The following is a 1,219-nucleotide window of genomic DNA, read 5'->3' as shown; positions in this document are numbered from 1 at the left end:
TGAATAGCCCCTAGATTTGTGGACGCTTTCTTCCCTATTTTTGAGGCAAGGAGGCCATGATGGGGTCTGGCAATTTCAGTGACGAGTTCAAGCGCGATGCTGTCGCGCAGATTACCGAGCGCGGCTATCCTGTTGCGGAGGTGTCGCAGCGGCTGGGCGTGAGCCAACACTCGCTCTACGCATGGAAGAAGAAGTTCTCGAATCCATCAGGAAGCGATGGTGATCAGGCGGCAGAGATACGTCGTCTGAAGAAGGAGTTGGCGCGCGTCACCGAGGAACGCGACATCTTAAAAAAAGCCACCGCGTATTTCGCCAAGGATGCAAAGTGAGATACGCGTTTGTTACCGAGCATCGCCAGCAGTTCACGGTGCGAGCGATGTGCCGCTGCCTGCGTATCCGCCCCAGTGGCTTCTATGCCTGGCTGAAGAACCCGCTGAGTAAACGGGCTCGGGAAGATGTTCGTCAGACCGAGCTTCTCAGCAAGGCCTGGAAGGAAAGCGGCAGGGTCTACGGCTATCGCAAGCTGCATGACGACCTCCTCGATCAGGGAGAGACCAGTTGCGCCAACCGCATTGCTCGTCTCGCGAGACTGGCCGGGATTAAGGCGCAGATCGGCTACAAGCGTCGGCCCGGCTCCTACGGAGGCAAGCCGTCGGTCGTGGTCGGCAATACCCTTGCCCGGCAGTTCGATGTCGATGCACCGGACAGGGCGTGGGTGACAGACATCACCTACATCCGGACCCAGGAAGGCTTTGCCTATTTGGCCGTGGTGATCGACCTGTTCTCGCGCCGCGTCATCGGCTGGTCGCTGCAGAGCAGGCAGACCACCGATGTCGTGCTGCAGGCGTTGCTCATGGCGGTGTGGCGTCGAAAGCCGAAGAGCAAGGTGCTGGTCCATTCCGATCAGGGCTCGCAGTTCACCAGCATGGACTGGGCGGCGTTCTTAAAGCACCACAATCTTGAGCACTCGATGAGCCGTCGAGGCAACTGCCATGACAATGCCGTGGCGGAGAGCTTCTTCAATCTCCTCAAACGCGAGAGAATAAGGCGCAGGACATATCCAACACGCGAGGAGGCAAGGAAAGACGTGTTCGACTACATCGAGATGTTCTACAACCCCAAGCGCAAGCACGTCAGGAACGGGATGCTGTCACCCGTCGAGTTCGAACGGCAGCAGGAAATGTAACCCGAGGGCGTCCACGAAACTCGGGGCTATTCA

At 58.2% G+C, this 1,219-nt stretch carries 1 protein-coding gene; it reads left to right on the top strand.

Annotated features, from left to right (window positions below):
* Nucleotides 1-59: 59 nt before the first annotated feature.
* A protein-coding gene (locus AVM02_RS13740) for an IS3 family transposase (RefSeq protein WP_411507489.1) occupies nt 60-1,186 on the top strand; the annotation gives its coding sequence in 2 pieces (ribosomal slippage) (nt 60-300 and nt 300-1,186; 1,128 coding nt in all).
* Nucleotides 1,187-1,219 lie beyond the last annotated feature (33 nt).

The organism is Brucella anthropi, assembly GCF_046630315.1.
Taxonomy (GTDB): Bacteria; Pseudomonadota; Alphaproteobacteria; order Rhizobiales; family Rhizobiaceae; genus Brucella; species Brucella anthropi_A.
Note: the sequence above shows the minus strand (reverse complement) of the source record. Positions and strands in the feature narration are given on the sequence as shown.